The following is a 23,809-nucleotide window of genomic DNA, read 5'->3' as shown; positions in this document are numbered from 1 at the left end:
TTTTTTTACCATAAAGTCATTGCGAGCAAAGCGAGGCAATCTTATTAAAACTAGAAGTAGTAGAGTTGGAAAACGCAAAGACGCTAAAAATTTTCACAACAATCTGTATATTTTTAAGGCGCAAGGATTTTATCTCCGATAAAATTGAAGACTGCCTATTTTAGTTTTTCAGCTGATTATGTTGACTAAATAGATTTGAGAAGTCCCATGATTAGAAAATAATAAGACAGATCGCTTGCTGAAAATCTCTGATTTTCTTGCGCCTTACAATTATACATTATAACGATAAAAACTTTGTGCCCTTGCGTTTTCCAACAAAAATATTATTTTACAATTTTATCATTCATCATTCATCAATTATCAATTATCAGTCACCACCTTAGCCCCGATAGCAGCGGTTACCCCGGAACACGAGTGGGAGAGTCGTAGGGTAGGGTGTGGGATGGTCTGGCGTGAGGAGTATGAGCGGATAGCGGGAAAAAGCTTCTGAAAAATAATTTATGCCTAAGTTGTTGAAAAAAATTATGAAATAAAAACACGATGAATAAAAGAAAAATTGAATTGTAAGAAAAATATTTTAAATTTATTAAAGTAAAACTAAAAGGCTAACCGTCATATCAGTATGGAGGTTGTCGAAAAAATAACAATGCCACAGAAGGAGAAAGAAAGCATCATCTCACAGACCGTTTCCAACTACGGAGGGAAGCTGATGTCTTATATTCGTCCGAAAGTGAAAAACACGGAGGATGCGGAAGATATTCTGCAGGAAGTGTGGTATCAGTTCAGTAGCCTTACGAATCTTTCTGAGATCGTAAACGTTGGAGGCTGGCTGTACAGGGTGACGGCGAATAAGATCACAGACCGTTACCGGAAAAAGAAAACAGAAAATCTTGAAGATTTCGTATATGAAGATGAAGACGGCAGTTTTTCTATCAAGGATATCCTTTTGATGGATGAAAGTGCCGGTCCTGAAGTTAAGATGTTTCAGGATGAGATCTGGAAAAAACTGTTTGAGGCGCTTGATGAACTTCCCGAAAAACAAAGGCTGGTCTACGTAGAAAATGAGCTGAACGACAAAACCCTCCAGGAGATCGCCGATGAACAGGGAGAAAACATCAAAACTATCATCAGTAGAAAAAACTATGCTGTGAAGCATTTAAGAAACAGATTGAGAAAATTATACGAAGATTTAAAAAGTTAGAAAAAGAAATTATGAATCATAAACACAAAAAGGGTTGGATTTTTTTATTGCTATGCCCGCCATTAATTTTAGCTGCCGTTACATGGATTGTCATGATGCTTTGGAACTGCCTTCTTCCGGAGATTTTAGGAGCAAAAACAATTACTTTCTGGCAGGCCATGGGAATACTGATCCTGAGCAAAATTCTTTTCGGAGGCTTCCATTTCGGGAAAGGAATGAAAGATTTTAAAGAAAGAAAAATGAGAGAGAAAATGGAAGGTTTATCCCCGGAGGAAAGAGAGAAATTCAAAGAGGTTTGGAGAAATAAATGCTCCGGTGGATTCTTCAACAGAAATAACGAATAATCTGAAATTTTTAAAGAAGTAGTAAAGTAAAAATCAGCATTCATTCGTCTCTATAAAAAACAATAAGTAGTAAAATTTAAAATTTTGAAAAAATGAAAAATTCAGCATTAAAAGGGGCTCTTGGAGCATTAGCCGTTGCAGGTGTAGCCTTAATCGCTAAAAAAGCAATACAAAGAAAAAGATTTATCAAAGGTATTTTTGATGAGTACGGAATCAAAGAAAAGTCACCTTTCGGACTGGCAGATAAGATCAGGGAAATGAGTGATGAAGACTATCAGGAACTGAAAGGGAAATTCAAAAAAGAATTTCATTCAAGATGCTGCAAAAAGGATAATATGTGTGAAGCATAAGAAAAGTAAAAAACTAAATTGAAATTGTTACATTCCGGCTCGGGAAGCTTCGCTTCCCGAGCCGGAATTTTTACATAAAATAGTCCCAGTAAAGACTTTTTAACACTATATTTGTTTCTTTCTAATTAAAAGCTATTTCCGGTTATGATGAGGTTTACAAATGTTTTTATTATCGTATTTTCATTTTTTTCGATCATATTGTTTGGGCAAAAGTCACAACAAAAACAATATATTTTCTTTTTACATAATAAATTTTTGGAAGATCATTCTTTTGAGGAAAAACATCCGAAATATGGTGTTGCAGAATATGAGACAATACTCAATAAGCTAAAGGATAAAAATACGATTCTCATTTCTGAGAAAAGAAAAGCGAACACAGATCCGTTAGCGTATGCTGAAAAAGTAAAAAAGCAGATTGACAGCCTGATAAAAAAGGGAATTCCTGCCGGAAGAATAACAGTGGTAGGAACTTCACAGGGAGGTTATATTGCACAATATGTCTCTTATTATGAAAAGAATCCACAATTGAAATTTGTCTTCATCGGAGCTAGTTTCAAAGATGATTCTCTGGAAAAAGATAAAAATTTCAGATTGTATGGAAGGATTCTTTCCATTACGGAGAAATCAGATGACGGACATGTGCCGATGTCGTATGAACAGCGGTTCGTCAGATCCCACCTAAAAGATTTTAAAGAAATAGAGCTTAATACAGGATTGAATCATGGCTTTCTTTTCAAAGCACTCAATGAGTGGATTGCTCCCACTAAGGATTGGATTTCCCGTAAGTAATTACGATCGGTCTAATACGGTGTGATTCTAATGATTGAATTTACTACGAAATGATCTGGTAATTTGCGGCATCTGTGGGAAATACCTTTAATATGAAGTTGAGATTCCTTGCTTTGCTCGGAATGACAAAGGGGCTGTTGAACTCATTGAATTCATGTATTTGTTGAGAAGTACAGTTTTATCGGAGATAAAATCTTTGCGCCTTAAAAATATGGAGGTATCTGTAAAAAAACTTAGCGTCCTTGCGTTTTTCAACCAATAAATTATGAGAGATATTGAGATTTCTTCACCTGCAGTTCGCAATGATTTTTTGATCTATACTTCCAACAAAATTTTACCGTAAACATCAAACGCAAAGAAAAATAAATCCTTATTTTTGTATTGCTCAATGAAAGATTACTACTATTTTCTCGGTATATCACAGGATGCTTCAGAAGAAGACGTCAAAAAAGCCTATCGTAAACTGTCCTTAAAATATCATCCCGATAAAAATGCCAATGATGACTTTTTTGCAGACCGTTTCCGTGAGATTCAGGAGGCTTATGAAACCTTAAGTGATCGCGCGCTGAGACGTACTTATGATCAGAATTTAGAAAACCATCAGCGAAGTTTCAGGTATAATATTCCGCCAGCCATCAAAACTTTTACAGCGAATAAAATTCATGCGAAAAAAGGAGAGGAGATTATCATCAACTGGCAGACGAGTAATGCCGATGTGGTGAAAGTATTGCCTTTCGGATTAGAAAAGCCGTATGGAGAGAGGATCTTTAAGATCACAGAATTTAAAGACGGAAAATTCCAGCTTCTGCTTCATGCAACGAATTCTCTTTTGCACAAAACGGTTGTTCAGGGAATTACCATCACAGAAGTTTTTGAAAACGATTCTGAAAAGTTCAAAAGTTCGGTGGAAGAAATGTTTAAGCCGCAGCCCGTAACAAGAATAAACAAGTCGGGTCAGCCTAAGATTATGATGCTGATCTGGGGAATTATTATTCTGGCAATTGCGATCTATATGCTGATCAAAAACTTCAGCTAATTGCGTTTATGCCATTTTCTTTCTTCCCGGGCATTTTTTACATCTTTTTCCCTTCTTGAATTTTTTACAGCATGATTTCTTTTCACAGAACATCTCTTCGTTATTGAATGAGTAAGGTGCCAATGGCGGAACTTTAAATGGGACAATTATATTCATGCTGCAAATATATTAATTTAGAATAAATATAATTAATAAAATTTCATAAAATTCTTACAACCTGATGAATAGCAGTTGCAAATTACTTTAAAAGAGTTTTAATAGAATTAAATTTGAATGACAGACACTTTCAGTAGAAGTATAAAAATAGATGTTGAATACATTATATTTTTAAAAAAAATCGTTTAATAGAATCAATAATAAGAGTGAGATTTATTGATTATATACACTAATTTAATACTACGTAAAGAACTTAATTATATAGAAATCGATAGTTTTTCTTGTGTATTATGTATAGAATAATGGTTATTGTTGATGAAATTAATGTCAACCTTATCATAATTTACGAAATGTAAATTGTGAGAAATATCACAAATAGATGTGTGAATTATCACCTCCTTGGTACTCTTGTGAAATCATTCAAAAAATTGTAATTTTACCCATCTTTTTACAAACAAAATCTAATAAATAAAAATGAATACAGAACAGTTTGTGAGCCGTCACATTTCCCTTAATGAAGCCGATAAACAGGCGATGTTGGAAAAACTTGGCGTTTCTAGTATTGAAGAGTTAATTTCTCAGACCATCCCTTCTTCTATCCGTTTAGAGAAAGATCTTGAGATCTCGGAACCACTTTCTGAATACGAAATGTTGAACCACTCAAAGGAATTGGCATCTAAAAATACTGATTATACAAGTTATATCGGATTCGGATACCACAATACACTTTTACCTTCAGCAATCCAGAGAAATATTTTTGAAAACCCTAGCTGGTATACGGCATATACTCCATACCAGGCTGAAATTGCACAGGGAAGACTTGAAGCTCTTCTTAATTTCCAGACTGTAGTATGTGATCTTACTGGTTTTGCATTAGCCAATGCCTCTTTGTTGGATGAATCTACTGCTGCTGCTGAAGCAATGCACATGTTCTTCAACAACAGATCTAAAGACCAGAAAAAAGCAGGAGCTAATAAGTTCTTTATTTCTGACCTTGTGCTTCCTCAAACAGTTTCTGTATTAAAAACAAAAGCTGAAGGATTAGAAATCGAAATTGTAGTGGGAGATCATAAAACTCACCAGTTGGATGCTTCTTATTACGGTATTTTATTACAGTATCCTGGTAAAAACGGAATCGTTTTAGACTATACAGAAGATATTGTAGAATATAAAAAACTTGATCTTCAGGTAGCGGTTGCTTGTGATCCGATGGCTTTGGTTAAGCTAAAGTCTCCTGCAGAAATGGGTGCTGACTGTGCCGTAGGAACTACGCAGAGATTTGGTATTCCATTAGGGTACGGAGGTCCTCACGCAGCTTTCTTTGCTTGTAGAGAAGAGTATAAAAGAGATATTCCTGGAAGAATCATCGGGGTATCTCAGGATATGTATGGAAGACGTGCTTTAAGAATGGCATTACAGACGAGAGAGCAGCACATCAAAAGAGAGAAAGCTACTTCAAACATCTGTACAGCTCAGGTTCTTTTAGCAGTAATGGCCGGTATGTATGCTGTTTACCACGGACCAAAAGGATTAAACTATATCGCTGATCAGATTCACTTTAAAGCAAATGCTTTGAAAAACGGTCTTAAAGCATTAGGATATCAGGTAGTAGAAGAGCCAATCTTCGATACTGTGAAAATCACTATGGCTGAAGATGAGAAAGCAAGATTGGTAAGACTGATGCTTGATCACAGATTAAACTTAAACTATTTCACAGAAGGAGTAGTAAGCATTGCGATCAACGAAAGTACAACATTAGAGAAATTAAACTATCTGATGGCTTCTTTCGCTCAGTTCAAAGACAAGCAGACTTTCAAATTAGAAATCAAAGAAGGATACAGTATTCCGGAAGAAAACTTAAGAAAAGACGAAATTCTTACAGAATCAGTATTCAACAAATACCATACGGAAACAGAATTGATGCGTTACATCAAGCGTCTTGAGAGAAAAGATTTATCATTGACTCATTCAATGATTTCTTTAGGATCTTGTACCATGAAACTAAACGCAGCCACTCAGATGTTACCACTTTCATGGGAAAACTGGGGCGCAATTCACCCATTCGTACCTGTAAACCAGGCTGAAGGATATCAGGAAATGATCCGTGAACTGGAGAAAGACTTAGCAGAAATTACAGGTTTTGCAGGAACTTCACTTCAGCCAAACTCCGGAGCACAAGGAGAATACGCAGGATTAATGGTGATCAGAGAATACCATATTTCAAGAGGAGACCACCACAGAAATGTAGTATTGATCCCTCAGTCTGCACACGGTACCAACCCGGCTTCTGCTGCAATGGCAGGAATGAAAATCGTAGTGGTGAAAAACCTTGAAAACGGAGAAATCGACTTCGAAGATCTTAAAGCTAAAACAGAACTTCATTCAGCGAATTTATCTGCTGTAATGATCACTTATCCTTCTACGTACGGATTCTTTGATGCTAATATTAAAGAAATTACCAACCTTATCCACGAGCACGGAGGACAAGTATATATGGATGGTGCAAACATGAACGCTCAGGTAGGATTTACAAGTCCTGGAAACATCGGAGCAGACGTTTGCCACCTTAACCTTCACAAAACTTTCGCAATTCCTCACGGAGGCGGAGGTCCTGGAGTAGGTCCAATCTGTGTTGCTAAACACTTAGTACCTTTCCTTCCTTCTAACGCGAATATCAGAATCGGTTCCAAAGAAGCTATTGAAGGTATTTCTGCTGCACCTTACGGTTCAGGATTAATCCTTAATATTTCTTACGCTTACATCAAGATGTTAGGAACAGAAGGTCTTAAAAAGGCTACAGGACATGCCATCATGAATGCTAACTACCTGAAAGAAATTTTAGCAGAGCATTTCCCAATCTTATATTCCAACGAAAACGGAAGAGTAGCTCACGAATGTATCGTAGACTTCCGTCAGTTCAAGTCTTTAGGAATTGAAGTAGCTGATGTGGCGAAGAGATTAATGGATTATGGTTTCCATGCTCCTACCGTTTCTTTCCCGGTTGCAGGTACATTAATGATTGAGCCTACAGAATCTGAAAGCAAGGCTGAAATTGATCGTTTTGCAGAAGCGTTGATCTCTATCAAAAAAGAAATCGATGAAATTGCAAACGGTGAAGCAGATGCTACCAACAACGTATTGAAAAACGCTCCTCATACAGAACAGCTGGTAATCTCTGATTCTTGGGATAAACCATACAGCAGAGAAAAGGCAGCTTATCCGTTAGAGTGGGTAAGAGACCACAAATTCTTCGCTTCTGTATCAAGAGTAGACGAAGCATACGGAGACAGAAACTTAGTATGTACTTGTGAGCCTATTGAAGCTTATATGTAATCTCAGTTTTTTAACGATAAAAAAGATCCCTTTCAGCAATGAGAGGGATTTTTGTTTTTATAGTCATTGCGAGCGTAGCGAAGCAATCTCAATTTTCTATTTCTCTCTATAATCTCCTTTTGGCTTAAAATGTCCTGTTTTTTGATCGTAAAGAAAAATATATTCTACAGGAATTTTTTTGTAAGGATTATCAACAGAATATTTGATTTTTCTGCCATCTATTGTTAGATTGTCATACCAGAATCCATCCGGTGTTCGCCTCTGGATCAATACAAGTTTTCCTGTGAAAGCAATATCATTAAATCCGTCATTATCGTAGTCTTTAATTTTTAATTGCAGCTCATACGGTTCATAAATTTTGTTGTCTTCATGAGCATCATATGTTCTGACGTTACCCCCATAGATATCTTCTAAAGAGTCTGCTGTTATTTTGTAAATTTCATGACCTCCGTTTCCATGTGCTGTGACCGAGGTTGCCAGTAAGTATGGATTTTGTTTTGGGAAAATAGAAACAAATTCATACCGTTCTGCTGATAAAATTTTAACAAGCTTCCCTTCTTGTGTTAATAAAAGTTGATTTTTCCAGGGATATTCAGAATTTGGTCCTGTCTTCCAGTCGTATTCAACAAAGTAATACTCCTGATCTGAACCATTGATTTTCACCTTTTTGAATACCGTTATCTTTTCACCTTTTTGCTGAACAGGACTTTCATGAACATGGAGATCAAAAGCTTGCTGAAGATTTTTGATAAATTTTGAAGAGTCTTTAATTAAAGGATAATCCACAAGATATTCAAGCGGGATAGACATTGTAAGGTTGGGATTCTCTTTGTCTGTCTGTTGAACATTTTCTTTTTTGTGAGTACAATTCAAAATGAGCAAAGGTAAAAATGCTGATAGGAATGTTCTTTTCATTAGGGTTATTAGTTACTAAAGAGAAATTTTTTGAAATTTATTATATTTTAATGAAATGCCAATCATTTAATTAAAATTTTTAAAACAAAATCACCTCCCAAAAATCGAGAGGTGTCTTAGTATTTAAATTCCGGTTTGTTATCTTCGTTTAAAGCTATAAGCAAGCAAAATAGCTACGCCCATAGTAACGCAGGTTATAATTGAAATGGTTTCAATGGAAATTCCACTTTTCATCTGTGTGTTTTCTTTTTCACATGAAAAAAAGAATAATAATGTCATGAACAGACATACCGATAGTAATTTTTTATCCATAAATGTATTTGTTTGGTTACGAAATATTTACAGCAAAAAGTATACCGAATTTGTAGACTAAGGAATGGGTTTATTGACTTGTCCTTATAGTTAATACCTGGGATTAATGAGTAACAAAGGTTTTTCTTATTATTAGCCCTTCGACAGGCTCAGGGGGACAACCGAATACCTACCGAAATTTTTAAGCGTTGTCAGGCTGAGCCTGTCGAAGCCGGTATTTTACTAAAGAGATAGGTTTTTACTGCTTAATTTTCGGTTAAATTTTGGAAACGTTATCTATTACCAAAATATAATGACAATAATGTATAATGATACCGGCAATGAAAAGAAGAGAAGCTATTAGTATCTCAGTAGTCAGGTGATTTAGGATAAAATGCAGGATCAGGAAAAGTACAGCGGAATAGATCAGGGAAAATACTATAGAATAAAATGCTTTGTTTTGTAGGTAAGAATTCTTGTATTTTCGTTGTAGTAGAAGTATTCTTTGCCAGGTGAGAAAACTAATGGGGATTTGTTGGCAAAATCAAGTTTAAACATTTTGTTTTCACCTATGATGGTGCCGTCAGCAGGAACAATATCAGTTAAGCCCCTTTCTGTGATTGAATGACATACTGCATCAGTGACATTTTTAAACGTTTTGCTATCTTTTATTTCTCTCTCAAAAGTATAAGTAAATGGGAACATGTAGTTGTAAGCTTAGTTATTTGTTTTTCCTTCATCCCAATAATAACTGTCCGGGTAGATTCTCGCTCCAAAAACGGCAGTTCCCACCCGTACAATGGTGGCGCCTTCTTCAATGGCTGTTTCCAGATCGCCGCTCATTCCCATAGAAAGTTCCTTCATTTCTACGTTGGGGATATTTTCGGTGATGATGTCCTGCTGAAGATTTTTCAGGATTTTAAAGCATGCTCTTACTTTATCGGTCTCAGCACTGAACAGACCGATGGTCATCAATCCCTTTATCTTTAAAGTAGAGTAGCTGGAAATCTTTCGGGTAAGTTCAATAGCCTGATCAGGATCAACTCCAAATTTGCTTTCTTCATTGGATGTGTTCACCTGAATTAAAACATCCATCGTTCTTTTTTCAGTCAAAAGTCTTTGATGAAGTTTTTCAGCAAGTTCCAGTCGATCCAGAGACTGGACACAGGTAACATCGTATTTCAGGATATCTTTGATTTTATTGGTCTGAAGATGGCCGATAAAATGATTTTCATGGGGAATGTCTTTCAGGTTTTCATATTTCTCCTTCAATTCCTGTACCCTGTTTTCTGCGATTAATTCCTGTCCGTTTTCCAAAGAAATTTTGATACGGTCTGCAGAAACAGTTTTCGTAGCCAGTAATAATCTGACTTCATTACTGTTTCTTCCGGATTGCTCACAAGACTTTCTTATTCTTTCATTGATCAAAGCGAGATTGTGGAGGATATCTTCTTTCATGATGAGATGGTTTCTTTGGCTTCCAGTTTTTTAATTAAAGCAGCTTTCACGGCTGTTAAAGCATAGTCTTTAGCTTCAGCAAAAGAAATAGCGTATTTTCTTTCAATCGTTCTCAAGTCTTCCGGAAACTGTGCTAATAATTGATTGTAATACGAATCCAGAATTTCAGCGGAAGGCATTTCATAATTAATTTTTAGCTGGAAACGTCTTAGAAGGGCGGTGTCAATAATCTCAGGATGATTGGTGGCACAGATTAAAAGCGCATTTTCAGGATAATAATCAATCAGCTGAATCAAAGTATTAACCAATCTTCTCATTTCGCCCACATCTTTATCATCGCTGCCCCTTGCTTTCCCGATCTGATCCAGTTCATCAAGGAATAATACCGATCTTTCTCTGGCGGCTTTATCAAAAATCATTTTAATATTCTGTGACGTTTCTCCAATGCGAGACGAAACAATATTACTAAGATTTAAAATAATAATATTTTTTCCAAGGGCATTGGCAATGGCCTTGGCTGTCATTGTTTTTCCACATCCGGAACTTCCTTCAAGTAAAATCTTATGGTTAACCGGCAAGCCATACTCCTGGAGCTCTTTAACGTAATTATGCTCTTTAATGAGCTGTACTAGCTGTTCTCTGTTGTTGGCATTAAGAAATACTTCGTTAAGATTTACCTGTTCTTTATCTTGAATAATAAGGTTGTACAGATTCATGATGATTAATGATTATTGAATAAACAAAGATAAAGCTTTATTGAATGTTAAAAAGAATCCTGAAAAATAATAAATAACTGGTCCACCGGATACTGAATGATAAATGATGCTGGTATTAGCAACAATTTGTGAAAGTCTGTGAGATCTGTGGGAAAAAGACTATATAAAAAAGAAAAGCTGGACTTGCGACCGGCTTTTCTCATTTGGATATTAAAATTTGTTATGAAACTAAGATCTTTCTGCTTATGTTTTTGGGCCCTTTTACCCGATGGTAAAAGAGCAATCCGATCTCTCAGACTAAAAACATAAAACAATATAATTAGTATAGATATTCTATAGGCTTGTTTTATTTTAAGATTAGTTTCTTTCTCTTCTTACTGTCATAAAATATGAAGTGATTACTACTAAACCTGTTACGATACCGATATAAGTTACCATTTTGTATTATTTTTAATTATTTGACTTTTTTTTATCAATCTTTCAATTGCAATATTACTACTTTCAAATCATGTGCCAAAGTAAAATACTATGATGTTTATCAGTGTATTACGGGGTTTTGTGTTCAAGTATTAGTGAATTTTTGTTTACAATAAATTAATGTATTATTTGAAATTTATTAATACTTTTATTATTCTGTCTGTAAAATCATGTGAATGTGTTAATCGTTTATTGACTTCTATATTGGAGTTGATAAAACAAATAATAAATAATGCTTAGCATAATATTGTTTTAAAGTGTAATTTTTGAACTTTAATTTTTCACTTTAAATAGATGTTTATGTTAATAAAATTTATTTTTAACACTTGTTTTTACACTGGAATTTTTGTCAGTTGTCACATTTCATGTCATAGAGAAATATTATTTTATGCCAGAAATGAAAATAAAGTTGTCTGCTGACCGATTATTTTGAGGCAGTAGAATCCAGACAATGAGAATAAATGGGTTTGAAAATAAGAAGCTTATGAAAATTATTGAAGTTTCGAAGGAGCTGGATAACAAAACATTGCTTATCCCGGGAATAGAGTGGTGTGAAAGAATTCTCTTTTGAATTCTCCGGGGGCTTTTACTACTTTTGCAGAAAGAATGAATTTATGGGACGCAGTTATATTTTTCTTGCACTGGCAATTGTATTTGAGATTATTGCCACGACTTTTCTGAAAAAGTCTGAGGAATTTTCTAAACTCTGGCCATCAGTAGTGACAGTTGTTGGTTATGCCTGTGCATTTTATTTTTTGAGTCTTACCCTTCGCCACATCCCGGTAGGAATTACCTACGCCATCTGGTCCGGAGTAGGTATTATTTTTATAACGATGATTGGAGTGATAGCATTCAAGCAGGTTCCAGATCTGCCTGCCATTATCGGGATTGCCCTGATTGTAATTGGTGTGATTATTATTAATGTGTTCTCAAAGATGGGAACTCATTAAAAAATAATTTCCTGATGCTTCTGCTTCTGTTTCCAGTGCTGGGATCTTGTTTTGTATAAAAAGAACTTTCCCAGTTTATATTTGAATTTTAAATATCCTCTGAACTCAATGCCGTTAAATAATGTAAAAGGAATGGTCGGATTTTCCTTTAATGATTCCCTTATTCCTTTACTGAATACGGTAGGACCTGTAGTAGCATGGATATTATGTGGATAGCGGTGAGTGTCTATGTTATCAATCATCAATTCTAATGTCTTCTTAAGAAAAGGATGGTTTTTATTGAAAATAAGAGCCCATTGAACATACAGGTTTTCGTGTCTTTCTACACTGATCACAGCTTCATCATCTTCCTGAATAAGTTTTTCAAACGGTTTGATAGTGCTGCTGTCTATATCCAGGTATATTCCTCCTTTTTTATATAAAATAGCATACCTGAAGAAATCTGCTTTTGCCGCTCCAATAGTCAGTTTACGGTAGCTTTTGATATATTCTGGAGGAAATTCTTCGGTGATAAACTTCTCTATATCCTGGTCATCATAGAAAAAATAGCGGTATTCCGGATTTTTCCTTTTCATATTCCAGATGTGATACCTTGTAATCAAAGGAAGTTTTTTAGTTATAAAAGTCTGAAATATTTGTTTGGGTACTGCCATTTTCTTTTTTTAAAGTATATTCTTATATAAAAACCGGAATCATTTTTTCATCAGCAATGTGTAGCAGTAATAAGATTTTTCCTGAAATAGAGAGTTACCTATCTTTGAAATAGCTTATGCTTAGCTGGAGATTTGATTCTATTTTAGACGAATGGTTAAATAATGTGGAGAATAATTTTAATTTTTTTTTAATCTCTCGATGGAGGAAGTTCAGGAATAAGGTGTGATATTGTAAAATCGCATGGTATTTTAAATTTATTTTGCCCTCGGTCTTTCAAAAGGGTTATAAGAAATTCCAATATTGAAATAGAGTGAAGGTTTCGTTCCTGATCGAAGTATAACGGTAGCTCAATGCAGTACTCAAAAACCAGCCTCCGGCAAATCCTGACCTTGTAACTGTGAAGAAAAAGAAGATGGGGTTATCAAAGTCAAAGTATATTCAATATTGAAGTTCCGTGACTGCGGGATTTTATCCGCAAAGAATGCACGGACCTTCAAAAGGAATACTATCCTTTTTTGAGCATAAATAATGTTTTTAAAAGGAAGAATTGCCAGGGGAACAATTACTCTTCTCAATGTTTTCATCGGTAGTTTATTTTAAAGGCTGAATAATAGATTGGAAAAAGCTGAAGGTGAAAATTCTTTCATAGAAGATATCCAGACTGTTTTCAATAATGGCATCCGTATAGCACGCAGTATCCTGAACAAAGGTTTCCTCTACAAAAACAAACCAGAGTTCTGATAATCCGTATCTTCTTCTAAACTCTTCAGAGGCATTGCTGTCAGGTACAGCAGAATGTTTAAGGTCACAAAACAGAATACCTTTTTTCTCTCCTTCATGTTCTACAATATTAATAGAATGGTGGAGGTAGCTGAGAATTTTCATTTCCGAATCAAAACATTCTATAAAATGATGCAGATCAATGAGCTGTATTACTTTTTCTTCCTGTTGAGATTCTGTCATAAAAAAGCATTCTAGAGATATTTCCTGAGTGAGTTCTTGAAAGACTGTTAATTCCATATGTGTCATTTTACGGTACAAAGGAATAGAGAAAAGAAGTGTGTAAATTTGTTTTTATACAAAATGGCTGGTATTTTATACAAAATCCCCGAGTGTGATAATTGGTATAATAAAATACAGGTTTTGTATAATAAAATAGTTGTAATTTACGTTATTGACTATTTTTGTTAATCATAAAATGAGCCTATCATATGAAATACAGTCCGTGGAAATTTGAAGAAACCTTTGTTATGGATTTTCTGGTGGAAGCGAAGTACGGACTCCGAAGACATCTGTTGTTTCTGATCTTCTTTTTCATTTTGATCTACAGTGCAAGGTTCTGGCATTGGTATTCAGGGGTCTATCAGTATTATGTTCTGTTTTTTGTGTATACGATTCTGATTGCAATGGTATACATTAATATATATGTGCTGGTTCCGCGGTTTTTCTTTAAAACAAAATACATCAGTTATCTTGTACTGTTGGTTCTAATGGGAGTTGTGGGACTTAATTTCATCGGCTATAGTTTCAGGCATCTCTTTCAGGATTTCAGAACGCAATACATTCCGAAAGATAATGAAAGAGGAGGTATTTATGAGGGTGTTTTGATGTGCATTCCGATAATCCTCACGACTACTACCATAAAGCTTTTACAGAAATGGATCAGTGATAATAAAAGGATCAATGAGCTGAGTAATCTTACCTTGAAGATGGAACTGAATGAATTGAGAAATCAGATCAATCCGCATTTTCTGTTTAATATGCTGAATAATGTAAAAGCACTCATCAGAACAGATCCGGCAAAAGCTTCAGTAGTACTTGTAAAACTTTCAGAGTTTCTCAGATACCAGCTCTACGAAAACAGTGAAGAGAAAACGTTGCTGACTTCAGAGATTGATTTTCTGTCCAATTTTTTAAACCTTGAAAAAATAAGACGTGACAATTTCTCTTTTGATATTCAGGTCAATGTGGAGAAAAGAATAATGAGCAGTATTTTTATTCCTCCCAATCTGTTTACCACTTTTGTGGAAAATGCGGTGAAGCACAGTGTAGATCTCAGTGGAGGAGAGTCTTATGTAGAAATAGACATCAATATTGAGAATAAACAGCTTTATTTCAGGTGTATTAATTCAAGAAGTACCGGGTATACCGTTTCAGATAAAAAAAACAGTGGACTTGGGCTTGCCAATATCACCAGAAGACTGGAGCTTCTCTATAGTGATACCTTTGATCTGAAGATAGAATCCATTGATAAAGAATATGTTGTAAATTTAAAAATTCCCGTGTGATGAATTGTATTATTGTTGATGATGAACCGCTGGCAAGAGCCGAAATGAGATCGCTGATCGCTGAAATTTCCAGTATGGATGTCCTGGGCGAATTTTCCAATGCTCCTTCTGCCCTTGAGTTTCTTAAAGATAATGAGGTAGATCTTATTTTCCTCGATATAGAAATGCCCATGGTAACAGGTCTTGAATTTGTAGAAATGCTTCCGAAAAAATCACTGATTATTTTTACCACCGCTTATTCTCAATATGCATTGAAAAGCTATGAACTGGAAGCAGTGGACTACCTTTTGAAACCTATTGATCCCCAAAGGCTTAAAAAAGCAATTGATAAAGCGGTACTTTATACGGAACTTTTATCTAAGAATACCGTGAAAAATACGGTAGAATCCAATACCGCAGACTTCCTGTTCATAAAGGCAGAACGCAGGTTCTATAAAATCAGTTTTTCAGATATTAAATTTATTGAAGGGCTCAAAGATTATGTCGTTATTCATACAAAGCAGCAAAAGCTGATCACAGCAATGAATTTAAAAACCATTCATCAGAAGATTTCCGGGGAAACCTTTATCAGAGTAAGTAAATCCTACGTGGTGAATATGAATTTTATAGATTCATTCGACAATCATAATATATACATTGAAGACTCCGAAATTCCTCTTGGAGAAGTATACAGAGCAGATTTTTTCACAAAATTTGCCGGAGGACTTCTCAACTCAGACTAATACATGAGTACTAGGTAATGAACAATGAGTAATAATCAATATCAGTCAAATGATTAGAAAATCTGTGTAAATCCGTGTAATCAGTGGGAAAAATAGAATACTATGATTCAATAGCAACGGGCTTTAGCCCGTTAAATAAATAAAAACAATCAACGGCTTCAGCCAAAACATGAGAATACCGGTTTATTCAATAAAGCTTCTGATCCTTTTCACAATAAAAACTTCTTCTTTTTCCCACACCCGTTTGTTTCTTGACCAATTTTTGTCCACAAACCGGGCACACCGATTTTGTATGGACCAGCCAGTGCTTTTTCAAGACAAATTCTCTTTTCCATTTCAAAAAATCAAAACTGTAATTCCTGGCTTCAGCAATGAGCTCTTTTCTTTTTTTAGCAGGAAGATTACCCAGTAAACTTTCAGGCTGCACACCAATTCTGAAAAGAACCTCATTCTTAATAATATTGCCTACACCTGAAAAAATATCCTGATTCATCAATGCATCACAAACCATCATTTTCGGATTGGATTTTAATTTTTCTTCGGCTTTTTTGGGGTTCCATTGGTCGCTCATTACATCAGCTTCCCAATCAATTGCTGAAAGATATTCAATAGGTACGGATTTTACGGAACAGGTATAAAAATAAATGTTTCCGGTAGAGAAAAACAAGGCCAAACGCAAACTTTTATCCGGTTTGGTCTGCTCATCAACACTGTAAGAACCGAACATTAATAAGTGAATTCTGATAGCTGAATTTTCAAAAACTAGGTAAGTCTGTTTTCCAAAAGTACGGATTTCGAGAAGAGTCTGGCCAATGAAAGAATCTTTCTCAAATTGGGCATTCCCTGAAACTTCTGTCACTTGCTGCCCTGCAAATGGCTGCAAGGTTTCTTTCATTAATATGATGGATGGACCTTCAGGCATACGTTTGTTTTGAGATAAAGATTCAAATAATATTCCATAGCTGCATAAAACCTGATTTTTATCCCAAAACAACCCTGTTTAAAATATTTTTAGGCCAGTTTTTGTCCTACAAAACGAATAACGGAACCTGTCCCGTTATGGAATAGTCCCTCATTGAGCTCTATTTCTGTTTCTGCTAATTCAATAATATCATAATCCGGAAAATCAGCTTTGATTTCTTCAATAGAGAATAAAGACTCAATATCTTTTGGACCACCTACTTTTTCGTTTTTTGCAATATATTCAAGATGATTTTTGCTGAAAGCTTCGAAAATAATAAAACCACCTTTACGGAGATATTGATTTAACATCTGATGAATAGAAGATTTGATCGCACCCGGAAAATGAGCGTAGATAAGCGCAATGGCATCAAACTGCTCTTTCTGATAATCCAATGTTGAAAGTTCTCCCACCTGATAATCAATGGTGGTTTCCAGTTGTTCTGCAAGCTGTAACGCTTTATTTCTGCCGTTTGCACTGATATCAAAAGCTGAAACTTTCCATCCTTGTGTGGCTGCAAAAACAGCATTTCTTCCTTCGCCTTCTGCAGGGAAAAGTATTTTACCTGGAGTTAATTGTGATAATTGTTCTCTTAGATAATTGTTGGGTTCTGTTCCATACGCAAACTCTTTGGTGCTGTATCTTTCATCCCATCTGTTGAGCCATGTGTTGTCTGTCATTATATTAAGAATTTAAAATTGACATGAAGAAGAATCATTCATAATCTTCAATGTATTAGTTACACCAAATGTAAAATATTTCATCAAGTTTTCCGATCCCTAAAAAACGTTTACTGTCATAGATTTTTTGAATGAAAGATCTCACTAATAAAAATCTAAATACTATTCCATACAATTAAAATTTGGAGTAATTTTGAAAAATGATGAATTTAAACCAGATTTTCACCAATCAACGTACAGGAAACAATCCACAGACCAAAGCTTCACGAACTGATTTTCAAAGGGATTTCGACAGAATTATCTTCTCTTCTGCCTTTAGAAGACTGCAGAATAAAACGCAGGTTTTTCCTCTTCCGGGAAGTGTTTTTGTGCATAACAGACTTACGCATTCTCTGGAAGTATCATCCGTAGGAAGAAGTTTAGGAAGTATTATCGGTGAATTTATTGCTGAAGATTTTAAAAATGAACTCACTGAAGACTCAAAGAATTTTTATCTCTATAATTTAGGAAATGTAATTGCGGCAGCCTGTTTGTGTCATGATGTGGGAAATCCTGCATTCGGACATTCCGGAGAAGATGCCATTGCAAGCTATTTTGAACGAAATGAAAAGGATCTGAAATCAAAATTCAATGAAAAGGAGTGGGCAGATCTGGTTAATTTTGAAGGAAATGCAAACGCCATCAGAGTGCTGGCACAGCAGCAGCAAGGGAAAGATGCAGGAGGTATCCAGCTGACATTCTCTACGTTGGCAAGTATTGCAAAATATCCGTGTGAAGCGGTTGCAAAGAAAAAAGGAATCATTCACAGAAAGAAATTCGGTTTTTTCCAGAATGAGAAAGATATATTTCTGGAAATTGCTAAAGAAACCCAGCTTATTTCTGAAAGTGAGGAACCTCATATTTTCAAAAGGCATCCTTTTGTGTGGCTGGTAGAAGCGGCTGACGATATCTGTTACAACATCATTGATATGGAAGATGCCCACAGATTGGGAATTGTTTCTACAGCAGACTGTAAAAACCTGTTTTTCGAGCTCGTAAAATCGGAAACGGATGATGTTCAGAGAATTGAAACAAAGTTACGTTCTATATCCAATGAAAATGAACAGATTTCTTATCTGAGAGCAAAAGTTATCAATGCATTAATCAACAAATCGATTGAGATGTATAAGCATAACTTTGAAACAATTCTTGAAGGAAATCTTAGTAATGGATTACTTGATATTTATAAAAAAGAAAATAAAGCACTGCAGGATATTGAAAGTTTTTCCGTAGAAAAAATTTACAATCATAAAGCTGTTGTTGAAATTGAAAATGCCGGTTACAACGTAATGTATGAATTGCTGGATCACTTTATTCCTTCCATTCTGAAACCTGATGACCAAAGAAAATCCTATGATGTAAAAGCTTTGAAATTAATTCCAAAGCAATTTATTTACAATGACGGAACCGATTATCAGAAAGTTCTTGGGGTGATTGATTTCGTTTCCGGAATGACAGACAATTACGCTACCGATTTATATAGAAAAATAAAAGGAATAGACATCGGAATGACCGTGTAGATTCTATTTATTGTAATAATTCAGAAGCCTCTTCGATTAATGACTGCATTAAAGTGGAGGCTTTTTTATGCTTTAAAAGAGGCGCAATCTGACCGGACCAGAAGAAAACCAGATCATTTTTTTGCTGTTCCAAAGCCGCTTTTCTTAATGCCCCCATAAAATGCGTCTGCAATGGGAACGGTAATGTTTTTTCTGTTGCAGCTAATAGATCTCTTGTGATTTTTGTCGTAATTCCACGTCCTAATCTTCCGGTATAAGCTCTGGTTAAAGTAGTGGATTTAGCAGCTTCAGAAAATAAAAACTCTTTGTGTATCGGTAACACTCCGGATTCTTCAGTTGCCAGAAATGCCGTTCCGATCTGTACAGCATCAGCGCCCAGTTTGAAAGCCCCCGCAATTCCACGGCCGTTGGCAATACCTCCTGCAGCCACCACAGGAATTTTTACACGATCTTTAATTAATTGAATCAAAGCAAATGTTCCCGTAGTAGAAAGTTCTGCCTGATCCAGAAATGAAGGTCTGTGACCACCGCTTTCAAAACCGGAAGCCACAATAACATCCACGCCTGTTTTTTCCAAAGCAATCGCTTCATCAAGTGTTGTTGCATTTCCCAAAACAACCGTTCCCTGACGATGAAGATCTTCGATGAGGTTTTCACCAAGCAGTCCAAACATAAAGCTGAAAACTTTAGGCTTTATATCCAAAACCACCTCCAGCTGATTTTGAAATCTCGATTCAAAAGGGAGTGGTGTTGAAGGAATATCCGTCTGCAGAAGATCAAAATAAGGTTTGAAAGTCTCAACAGCCTTTTGATATTGTTCTTTTGTATATTCTTCGTTAATGATATCGTGATCACTTACCCAGAGATTGAGATTGTAAGGTTTATCCGTTTTGGATTGTATCGCTTTGTGAACGTCAAAGATTTCCTGCGGTGACAAAGTATACGCTCCGAAACCTCCCAATCCGCCAAGATTACTCACTGTTGTTGTCAGTTCAGCGGTGGAAAGGCCTCCGCCAAAAGGTCCCTGCAGAATAGGATATTCTATTCCCAGTAATTCCGTAATTCTATTTTTATTCCACATGATTGTATTGGTTTTCATTAAAAATCTGAATTAAGGCTGTACATTGGTCAAAGTCTTGTTAACGATCATCCATTGCCCGTCTATATAATTGAAAGTTATGAAATTATAGTAATTAAAATCATACATCCTTACATTTAATTTTGCAACAGCAATCGAATTAATGATATCTATTGAGATAATTACAGCATTAAATTCCTTTCCTGATTTTTCCGGGCTTACACGGCTTCCGACTCCTTCAATATATTGCTTAGCAGTTTTGAAATAGGGAACTCCGTTAACGTCTCCGAAAAGCAAAGCATCTTTATAAAAAGCTTTGGCAAGAATATCGGTATTTCCTTCATAAATCCCTTTGAAATAATAATTCTCTATGACATTTCTTATTTCAGTTTCTGAGGTCTGATTGGTTTTCATATCCTTTAGATTTTGTGCAAGGCTACTCAGGGGAAAGCTGAGCAGCCATGCTATAATTAATGATAGTTTCATGATAAATGATGCCCGGCACCCATTCCGCCATCAACATTGATGATGGCCCCGGAAATTAATGTGTTCTTTGCAATCGCATGAATCATCTGAGCAACTTCTTCCGGCTCTCCGATACGATTAATGAGGTGAATTCCTGCATTATTGTCAAGGTCTGCACCATGCATTGGAGTTCTGATCAATCCGGGAGCCACCGTATTGACTCTGATATTATCTTTCCCAAACTCTGCCGCCAGCTGCAAAGTCAGTGCATGAATAGCTCCCTTACTCGAAATAGGCGCTGTGGAAGGAGACTCTGCAATGGCATGATATACCAATGGCGTTCCTACATTAATTACCACACCGTCTTTTTGTCTGATCATCTGAGGAATAACAGCCTGTGTAGTGAAGAATGTTCCTTTCAAATTCGTTGTTAAAAAACGATCCAGATAATCTTCGGTAACGTCCAGAAATGCTTTATTTTCATAAATTCCTGCATTATTAATAAGAACATCAACAGATCCGAATCTTTCTAAAGCTGTTTTTACCAGCGCTTCACCTGTTGCTTTGTCTGAAACATTTCCGGCAACCATTGCCAGATTTTCACCGGCTCCAAGTTCATTATAAACATCCTGTAGTTTAGATGCCGTTTGGGAATTGATGATGACATTATCATCTCGGTCTAAGAAATAACGTGCTGTTTCCAATCCTATTCCTGAAGAGGCTCCTGTTATTATTACGGTTTGTTTTTTCATTGATGATTTATTTTTTTCCTGTTGAAAATCCCTGTTCTTTTAATATTGAAACCTGTTCTCCGGCATATCCCCAGTTATCATCTTCAATCTCGTTAATGACAATATGGGTTAAGTGAGGATCCTTATTCAAAACTGAAGTTACAGCTTCACTTATTTTTCTGATTAATTGTTGTTTTGTTTCGCGGTTAAGATCTTCGCGAAGCACATCTACTTTGATGAATGGCATGATGGTAAAATTTTTAAGGTTATTTGAATTAATAAGCTTCCGCAACAAAATGAATGTTGAGATCAAAATTGTTGTAGATCAATGTGTCACCAAGATTGGTAAAGAAATTAGATGATCTGAATTTGATGTTGAACTTTGTTCTGTCAACCACTATTTTAGTATCCAAAACAGCAACGTTTTCCGTTTTTACAATGTGTAGACTTGTATCGATAGGATGGGTAATCCCTTTTATCGTAAGATCTCCTTTTGCATAATAGAGGTTTTCATCACCCGGTTCAGCATGCGTGATTTCGAAATAAGCTTCAGGAAACTGTTCAGAATTAAAGAAATCATCAGAAGCCAGATGATTGGCAAACTGGGTGTTGGTCTCAGTATCCTCAATATCAAGGATTTTGATGGCTCGGGTATCAATGATGAACTTTCCGGAGACAGGTTTCCCTTCTCCAAATGTGAAGTTTCCATCTTTTATACCGATAGTTCCATTGTGAGTACCGGTTACTTTTCTTCCGATCCAGTCGATAGTACTGTTTTCTGTATTGACTTTAAAATTTTTTGTGTCCATTTTTATTGGCTTTAAATATTGACACAAAGTTCAGCCGACTGGAGGAAAAAATTACGTGATGTACCTCACAAAATAGAGGAAGAGATTAATTGTTTTAAAGAGGTTGATTACTGGTGCAGCCTGCTCAAAGTTTCTCTGGTTACTCCCAGATAAGATGCAATCAGATGTTTCGGAACCAGATTGTACAATTGAGGATACATGGATAGAAGTTCTTCATACCGGAATCTGGCATCATTATTCATAAAAGATAACAAACGTTTCTGGGCGGCTACATACCCTTTATTGGTTCTCCATCTGAAAAAATGTTCAACTTCATGAATTTCATTACAGATCTTTTCCCTGTTCTCGTTGGAAATAGAAAGGATGCTGGCATTGGTGATACAGTCTACATTGATGGTTGCCCTTGTTTTACTGTAAAGTGCATCAAAATCTGTCACCCACCACGTAGGCATGGCAAACTGAAGGATAAACATTTTCATGCTGTCATTAAGATAAAAAGCTTTCAGACAGCCTTCCAGAACAAAATATTCATGATTCACAAAATCGCCTTCCGAAATAAGACTTTGCCCTTTTTTTAAAGAGATCAGGTTAAAATGTCTGAAAACATAATCCAATTGCTCTTCAGTAATTGAAGTGAATTTAGAGATGTGATCTTTTAATATTTCTTTTGAATTGACCATGATGTAATGAATATTCAAAAGTAAGTCTTTTTCAGAATAATTTTGGTTTTAAAAAAAAATATGATATCATCAAGTCTGATTTCCCGGGGATTATATTCCGGATCTTACATTTATTTTTCTTATATTTAAGCAGCTACTTACAAAAAATGTTTTTAACAAAAACAGGTGGTGTAACGACATATTAATAAAAATTAAAACTATGAGTATATATTTTGCACCCGTTATTTTCTTCGGGCTTATCATTTTATTCGCTTCGTTTTTTGTCGTTAAGCAGGAAACAGCAGCGATTATAGAGCGTTTCGGGAAATTCCGTGCGGTAAAGCATTCAGGTCTTCACCTTAAGTTACCCATCATAGATCAGATTGCTAAAAGACTTAATCTGAGAATTCAGCAGTTGGATGTACTGATTGATACCAAAACATTAGACAATGTTTTCATCAAAATGAAAATTTCTGTTCAGTATCAGGTCATTAGAAGTCAGGTGGGAGATGCTTATTATCGTTTGGAAAATCCTGAAAATCAAATTACTTCTTTTGTTTTTGATGTGGTAAGAGCAGAAGTTCCCAAGTTGAAGCTTGATGATGTTTTTGTAAGAAAAGATGATGTGGCCATTGCAGTGAAAAGCGAGCTTCAGGATGCCATGAACAGTTATGGTTATGATATTATCAAAGCTTTGGTAACAGATATTGATCCGGATGAGCAGGTAAAACATGCCATGAACAGGATCAATGCAGCAGAAAGAGAAAAAACGGCTGCTGAATACGAATCTGAAGCACAAAGAATCAGAATTGTTGCGGTTGCAAAAGCAGAAGCAGAATCTAAGAAATTACAAGGGCAGGGAATTGCCGACCAGAGAAGAGAAATTGCAAAAGGACTTGAAGAGTCTGTAAGAATGCTGAATAATGTGGATATCAATTCTCATGAGGCTTCAGCGCTTATTGTAGTAACACAGCATTATGATACTTTACATTCTGTGGGCGCCAGCAACAGAAGTAATCTTGTACTCCTTCCCAATTCACCCACTGCAGCCAGCGGAATGCTGAATGATCTTGTGGTAGCGATGACTACAGCCAACACAGTAGGAGAAGCTACTAAAGGAAAATATCCTGATCCTCCACAAAAAGAGACTGGGTTTTAAGATAAAAAGGAAAATGAAGATATAATGG

27 protein-coding genes are annotated in these 23,809 nt (G+C 35.7%); 11 read left to right on the top strand and 16 right to left on the bottom strand.

Translation table 11 applies throughout. The annotated features are described in order from the left end of the window. Window positions 1–622 precede the first annotated feature (622 nt). From RHP76_RS05915 to RHP76_RS05895, 5 genes are all read left to right on the top strand, one after another. Window positions 623–1,201, top strand: coding sequence for an RNA polymerase sigma factor (locus RHP76_RS05915; RefSeq protein ID WP_034697053.1), 579 nt, complete (start codon window positions 623–625; stop codon window positions 1,199–1,201). Between the two features lie 11 nt (window positions 1,202–1,212). Further along, complete coding sequence (locus tag RHP76_RS05910) at window positions 1,213–1,545, top strand: hypothetical protein (protein WP_311229712.1); 333 nt, start codon at window positions 1,213–1,215, stop codon at window positions 1,543–1,545. A gap of 92 nt (window positions 1,546–1,637) precedes the next feature. Beyond that, window positions 1,638–1,895 (top strand): hypothetical protein, encoded by a 258-nt coding sequence (locus tag RHP76_RS05905; RefSeq protein ID WP_062675259.1) that lies wholly within the window; start codon window positions 1,638–1,640, stop codon window positions 1,893–1,895. Window positions 1,896–2,150: 255 nt separating this feature from the next. After that, window positions 2,151–2,684 carry an SH2 domain-containing protein gene (locus RHP76_RS05900; RefSeq protein ID WP_311229711.1) on the top strand — a complete coding sequence of 178 codons (534 nt, stop codon included), beginning with the start codon at window positions 2,151–2,153 and terminating at the stop codon, window positions 2,682–2,684. 388 nt (window positions 2,685–3,072) lie between these two features. Continuing rightward, on the top strand, window positions 3,073–3,720 hold the full coding sequence (locus tag RHP76_RS05895; RefSeq protein WP_311229710.1) for a J domain-containing protein: 648 nt from the start codon (window positions 3,073–3,075) through the stop codon (window positions 3,718–3,720). A gap of 6 nt (window positions 3,721–3,726) precedes the next feature. Here RHP76_RS05895 and RHP76_RS05890 read toward each other — a convergent pair whose 3' ends face one another. Then, window positions 3,727–3,876, bottom strand: coding sequence for a hypothetical protein (locus RHP76_RS05890; protein WP_311229709.1), 150 nt, complete (start codon window positions 3,874–3,876; stop codon window positions 3,727–3,729). Between the two features lie 474 nt (window positions 3,877–4,350). Between RHP76_RS05890 and gcvP the strand changes: the two genes are divergently transcribed. Continuing rightward, window positions 4,351–7,209 (top strand): aminomethyl-transferring glycine dehydrogenase, encoded by a 2,859-nt coding sequence (gcvP, locus tag RHP76_RS05885; protein ID WP_062675256.1) that lies wholly within the window; start codon window positions 4,351–4,353, stop codon window positions 7,207–7,209. 96 nt (window positions 7,210–7,305) lie between these two features. On the opposite strand, the gene RHP76_RS05880 is transcribed toward gcvP, so the two are convergent. The 4 genes from RHP76_RS05880 to RHP76_RS05865 all read right to left on the bottom strand — a co-directional run bounded on the left by RHP76_RS05880 (window position 7,306) and on the right by RHP76_RS05865 (window position 10,589). Further along, window positions 7,306–8,124 (bottom strand): hypothetical protein, encoded by an 819-nt coding sequence (locus RHP76_RS05880; RefSeq protein ID WP_311229708.1) that lies wholly within the window; start codon window positions 8,122–8,124, stop codon window positions 7,306–7,308. 729 nt (window positions 8,125–8,853) lie between these two features. Beyond that, window positions 8,854–9,120, bottom strand: a complete 267-nt coding sequence (locus tag RHP76_RS05875; RefSeq protein WP_110010378.1) for a hypothetical protein — start codon at window positions 9,118–9,120, stop codon at window positions 8,854–8,856. A gap of 12 nt (window positions 9,121–9,132) precedes the next feature. Further along, window positions 9,133–9,873 (bottom strand): YggS family pyridoxal phosphate-dependent enzyme, encoded by a 741-nt coding sequence (locus RHP76_RS05870; RefSeq protein WP_311229707.1) that lies wholly within the window; start codon window positions 9,871–9,873, stop codon window positions 9,133–9,135. Next, window positions 9,870–10,589, bottom strand: a complete 720-nt coding sequence (locus RHP76_RS05865) for an AAA family ATPase (protein ID WP_120231575.1) — start codon at window positions 10,587–10,589, stop codon at window positions 9,870–9,872. Before RHP76_RS05865 ends, RHP76_RS05870 begins: the two co-directional genes overlap by 4 nt. Before the next feature lie 1,091 nt (window positions 10,590–11,680). On the opposite strand from RHP76_RS05865, the gene RHP76_RS05860 reads away from it, so the two are divergent. Next, window positions 11,681–12,016, top strand: a complete 336-nt coding sequence (locus RHP76_RS05860; protein ID WP_120231574.1) for a DMT family transporter — start codon at window positions 11,681–11,683, stop codon at window positions 12,014–12,016. On the opposite strand, the gene RHP76_RS05855 is transcribed toward RHP76_RS05860, so the two are convergent. The 3 genes from RHP76_RS05855 to RHP76_RS05845 form a co-directional block, all read right to left on the bottom strand. After that, entirely contained in the window at window positions 12,013–12,669 is a 657-nt protein-coding gene (locus RHP76_RS05855; protein ID WP_062675250.1) for a glycosyltransferase family 32 protein, read from the bottom strand. The genes RHP76_RS05860 and RHP76_RS05855 overlap by 4 nt on opposite strands. 360 nt (window positions 12,670–13,029) lie before the next feature. After that, window positions 13,030–13,254, bottom strand: coding sequence for a hypothetical protein (locus RHP76_RS05850; RefSeq protein WP_120231573.1), 225 nt, complete (start codon window positions 13,252–13,254; stop codon window positions 13,030–13,032). Window positions 13,255–13,261: 7 nt separating this feature from the next. Next, complete coding sequence (locus RHP76_RS05845) at window positions 13,262–13,690, bottom strand: hypothetical protein (RefSeq protein WP_062675248.1); 429 nt, start codon at window positions 13,688–13,690, stop codon at window positions 13,262–13,264. A gap of 191 nt (window positions 13,691–13,881) precedes the next feature. Here RHP76_RS05845 and RHP76_RS05840 point away from each other — a divergent pair, with 191 nt between their 5' ends. Further along, window positions 13,882–14,958: a sensor histidine kinase gene (locus tag RHP76_RS05840; protein ID WP_311229706.1), complete on the top strand. Its 1,077-nt coding sequence runs from the start codon at window positions 13,882–13,884 to the stop codon at window positions 14,956–14,958. Continuing rightward, on the top strand, window positions 14,958–15,680 hold the full coding sequence (locus tag RHP76_RS05835; protein ID WP_311229705.1) for a LytR/AlgR family response regulator transcription factor: 723 nt from the start codon (window positions 14,958–14,960) through the stop codon (window positions 15,678–15,680). Before RHP76_RS05840 ends, RHP76_RS05835 begins: the two co-directional genes overlap by 1 nt. Window positions 15,681–15,867: 187 nt before the next feature. Here the strand turns inward: RHP76_RS05835 and RHP76_RS05830 are convergent, their stop codons facing one another. Together RHP76_RS05830 and RHP76_RS05825 are read right to left on the bottom strand one after the other, a co-directional pair. Further along, window positions 15,868–16,602 carry a DNA-formamidopyrimidine glycosylase family protein gene (locus RHP76_RS05830; RefSeq protein ID WP_311229704.1) on the bottom strand — a complete coding sequence of 245 codons (735 nt, stop codon included), beginning with the start codon at window positions 16,600–16,602 and terminating at the stop codon, window positions 15,868–15,870. Window positions 16,603–16,691: 89 nt separating this feature from the next. Further along, window positions 16,692–17,321 (bottom strand): class I SAM-dependent methyltransferase, encoded by a 630-nt coding sequence (locus RHP76_RS05825; RefSeq protein WP_311229703.1) that lies wholly within the window; start codon window positions 17,319–17,321, stop codon window positions 16,692–16,694. A 203-nt stretch (window positions 17,322–17,524) separates the two neighbouring features. Here RHP76_RS05825 and RHP76_RS05820 point away from each other — a divergent pair, with 203 nt between their 5' ends. Continuing rightward, the gene (locus RHP76_RS05820; RefSeq protein WP_062675314.1) at window positions 17,525–18,880 is read left to right on the top strand and encodes a deoxyguanosinetriphosphate triphosphohydrolase; all 1,356 of its coding nucleotides are present in this window, start codon (window positions 17,525–17,527) and stop codon (window positions 18,878–18,880) included. A gap of 7 nt (window positions 18,881–18,887) precedes the next feature. Here the strand turns inward: RHP76_RS05820 and RHP76_RS05815 are convergent, their stop codons facing one another. The 6 genes from RHP76_RS05815 to RHP76_RS05790 all read right to left on the bottom strand — a co-directional run bounded on the left by RHP76_RS05815 (window position 18,888) and on the right by RHP76_RS05790 (window position 22,661). Then, window positions 18,888–19,979, bottom strand: coding sequence for an NAD(P)H-dependent flavin oxidoreductase (locus RHP76_RS05815; protein WP_311229702.1), 1,092 nt, complete (start codon window positions 19,977–19,979; stop codon window positions 18,888–18,890). A 12-nt stretch (window positions 19,980–19,991) separates the two neighbouring features. Continuing rightward, window positions 19,992–20,372, bottom strand: coding sequence for a nuclear transport factor 2 family protein (locus RHP76_RS05810; RefSeq protein ID WP_311229701.1), 381 nt, complete (start codon window positions 20,370–20,372; stop codon window positions 19,992–19,994). Window positions 20,373–20,440: 68 nt separating this feature from the next. After that, entirely contained in the window at window positions 20,441–21,175 is a 735-nt protein-coding gene (locus tag RHP76_RS05805) for an SDR family NAD(P)-dependent oxidoreductase (RefSeq protein WP_202838611.1), read from the bottom strand. 7 nt (window positions 21,176–21,182) lie between these two features. After that, window positions 21,183–21,401: a tautomerase family protein gene (locus RHP76_RS05800; RefSeq protein WP_311229700.1), complete on the bottom strand. Its 219-nt coding sequence runs from the start codon at window positions 21,399–21,401 to the stop codon at window positions 21,183–21,185. 28 nt (window positions 21,402–21,429) lie between these two features. Then, a complete protein-coding gene (locus RHP76_RS05795; protein ID WP_311229699.1) occupies window positions 21,430–21,963 on the bottom strand; it encodes a YceI family protein in 534 nt (177 codons plus the stop codon). Window positions 21,964–22,070: 107 nt separating this feature from the next. Beyond that, entirely contained in the window at window positions 22,071–22,661 is a 591-nt protein-coding gene (locus RHP76_RS05790) for a Crp/Fnr family transcriptional regulator (protein ID WP_311229698.1), read from the bottom strand. 181 nt (window positions 22,662–22,842) lie between these two features. Here RHP76_RS05790 and RHP76_RS05785 point away from each other — a divergent pair, with 181 nt between their 5' ends. After that, window positions 22,843–23,781, top strand: a complete 939-nt coding sequence (locus RHP76_RS05785; protein WP_062675312.1) for an SPFH domain-containing protein — start codon at window positions 22,843–22,845, stop codon at window positions 23,779–23,781. The last annotated feature ends 28 nt before the right edge of the window (window positions 23,782–23,809 follow it).

The sequence above is a fragment of the Chryseobacterium sp. SG20098 genome (assembly GCF_031844745.1).
GTDB lineage: Bacteria > Bacteroidota > Bacteroidia > Flavobacteriales > Weeksellaceae > Chryseobacterium > Chryseobacterium cucumeris.
This window is presented reverse-complemented; position numbering and strand designations above follow the sequence as displayed.

What these genes read in the sequence shown, in the direction of transcription:
- RHP76_RS05915 (WP_034697053.1), top strand. Translation starts at nt 623, where the DNA reads ATGGAGGTTGTCGAAAAAATAACAATGCCACAGAAGGAGAAAGAAAGC.
- RHP76_RS05910 (WP_311229712.1), top strand. Translation starts at nt 1,213, where the DNA reads ATGAATCATAAACACAAAAAGGGTTGGATTTTTTTATTGCTATGCCCG.
- RHP76_RS05905 (WP_062675259.1), top strand. Translation starts at nt 1,638, where the DNA reads ATGAAAAATTCAGCATTAAAAGGGGCTCTTGGAGCATTAGCCGTTGCA.
- RHP76_RS05895 (WP_311229710.1), top strand. Translation starts at nt 3,073, where the DNA reads ATGAAAGATTACTACTATTTTCTCGGTATATCACAGGATGCTTCAGAA.
- RHP76_RS05890 (WP_311229709.1), bottom strand. Translation starts at nt 3,876, where the DNA reads ATGAATATAATTGTCCCATTTAAAGTTCCGCCATTGGCACCTTACTCA.
- gcvP (WP_062675256.1), top strand. Translation starts at nt 4,351, where the DNA reads ATGAATACAGAACAGTTTGTGAGCCGTCACATTTCCCTTAATGAAGCC.
- RHP76_RS05880 (WP_311229708.1), bottom strand. Translation starts at nt 8,124, where the DNA reads ATGAAAAGAACATTCCTATCAGCATTTTTACCTTTGCTCATTTTGAAT.
- RHP76_RS05875 (WP_110010378.1), bottom strand. Translation starts at nt 9,120, where the DNA reads ATGTTCCCATTTACTTATACTTTTGAGAGAGAAATAAAAGATAGCAAA.
- RHP76_RS05870 (WP_311229707.1), bottom strand. Translation starts at nt 9,873, where the DNA reads ATGAAAGAAGATATCCTCCACAATCTCGCTTTGATCAATGAAAGAATA.
- RHP76_RS05865 (WP_120231575.1), bottom strand. Translation starts at nt 10,589, where the DNA reads ATGAATCTGTACAACCTTATTATTCAAGATAAAGAACAGGTAAATCTT.
- RHP76_RS05860 (WP_120231574.1), top strand. Translation starts at nt 11,681, where the DNA reads ATGGGACGCAGTTATATTTTTCTTGCACTGGCAATTGTATTTGAGATT.
- RHP76_RS05855 (WP_062675250.1), bottom strand. Translation starts at nt 12,669, where the DNA reads ATGGCAGTACCCAAACAAATATTTCAGACTTTTATAACTAAAAAACTT.
- RHP76_RS05850 (WP_120231573.1), bottom strand. Translation starts at nt 13,254, where the DNA reads ATGAAAACATTGAGAAGAGTAATTGTTCCCCTGGCAATTCTTCCTTTT.
- RHP76_RS05845 (WP_062675248.1), bottom strand. Translation starts at nt 13,690, where the DNA reads ATGGAATTAACAGTCTTTCAAGAACTCACTCAGGAAATATCTCTAGAA.
- RHP76_RS05840 (WP_311229706.1), top strand. Translation starts at nt 13,882, where the DNA reads ATGAAATACAGTCCGTGGAAATTTGAAGAAACCTTTGTTATGGATTTT.
- RHP76_RS05835 (WP_311229705.1), top strand. Translation starts at nt 14,958, where the DNA reads ATGAATTGTATTATTGTTGATGATGAACCGCTGGCAAGAGCCGAAATG.
- RHP76_RS05830 (WP_311229704.1), bottom strand. Translation starts at nt 16,602, where the DNA reads ATGCCTGAAGGTCCATCCATCATATTAATGAAAGAAACCTTGCAGCCA.
- RHP76_RS05825 (WP_311229703.1), bottom strand. Translation starts at nt 17,321, where the DNA reads ATGACAGACAACACATGGCTCAACAGATGGGATGAAAGATACAGCACC.
- RHP76_RS05820 (WP_062675314.1), top strand. Translation starts at nt 17,525, where the DNA reads ATGAATTTAAACCAGATTTTCACCAATCAACGTACAGGAAACAATCCA.
- RHP76_RS05815 (WP_311229702.1), bottom strand. Translation starts at nt 19,979, where the DNA reads ATGAAAACCAATACAATCATGTGGAATAAAAATAGAATTACGGAATTA.
- RHP76_RS05810 (WP_311229701.1), bottom strand. Translation starts at nt 20,372, where the DNA reads ATGAAAACCAATCAGACCTCAGAAACTGAAATAAGAAATGTCATAGAG.
- RHP76_RS05805 (WP_202838611.1), bottom strand. Translation starts at nt 21,175, where the DNA reads ATGAAAAAACAAACCGTAATAATAACAGGAGCCTCTTCAGGAATAGGA.
- RHP76_RS05800 (WP_311229700.1), bottom strand. Translation starts at nt 21,401, where the DNA reads ATGCCATTCATCAAAGTAGATGTGCTTCGCGAAGATCTTAACCGCGAA.
- RHP76_RS05795 (WP_311229699.1), bottom strand. Translation starts at nt 21,963, where the DNA reads ATGGACACAAAAAATTTTAAAGTCAATACAGAAAACAGTACTATCGAC.
- RHP76_RS05785 (WP_062675312.1), top strand. Translation starts at nt 22,843, where the DNA reads ATGAGTATATATTTTGCACCCGTTATTTTCTTCGGGCTTATCATTTTA.